This window comes from Kitasatospora nipponensis, from assembly GCF_039528135.1.
Classification (GTDB): domain Bacteria; phylum Actinomycetota; class Actinomycetes; order Streptomycetales; family Streptomycetaceae; genus Kitasatospora; species Kitasatospora nipponensis.
Window position 1 is genome coordinate 287 of the sequence record NZ_BAAALF010000605.1, and the last position, 558, is coordinate 844.

Sequence of the window (558 nt, forward strand, 5' to 3'; positions counted from 1 at the left end):
GAAGTACTCGCGGACTTGGATCTGCACATCCGAGCCAGCCTGGACATGCACGAAGAGCTCGGCGTGGTGCCGGAGCTTCCGGAGGTCCAGGCTCGGACCGACCGGGAAGAGAGTCAACTCGCGCAGCCAGGGGAAGGTCTTGATGTCGGTCAGCTGCTCGACATAGCCGAGCAACCACAGCTCTTTCACCTGCGGGAACGACATCCCGCTCGGGACGAGGGTCAGCTGGTCTGCGACGACGCACAGCCGAGTGATACCACCGACGACCTGCCAGATCCCTGGGTCCGGCTCCCAGCTGTAGCAGTGGAGGGTCCGGATCGAGGTGCCGACGATCACGCTCAGGTCGTGGCCTGTGCTGCCGATCTGAAGCTCCGTCAACTCCGGCCACGTGGTGATCGGCGTGAGATCGACGCCCTCCCCCGTAATGAGGACCCTTGGTGCCCGCCGCTCGGCGAGCGTCACGAGCTGGGCCGACGTTTCGGCCTGCAGCACCTCTTCTGCCGGGTCGATGTGATCGAGCACCGAGCTCACGAAGTCGGCGTGGTCGAAGTTCGACCA

1 protein-coding gene is annotated in these 558 nt (G+C 64.7%); it reads right to left on the minus strand.

All coding sequences use genetic code 11. The features are described 5' to 3' along the window. Positions 1 to 531: hypothetical protein (locus tag ABD323_RS42195; RefSeq protein ID WP_344447362.1), on the minus strand; the 531-nt coding region annotated here is incomplete at its 3' end. Positions 532 to 558: the final 27 nt, after the last annotated feature.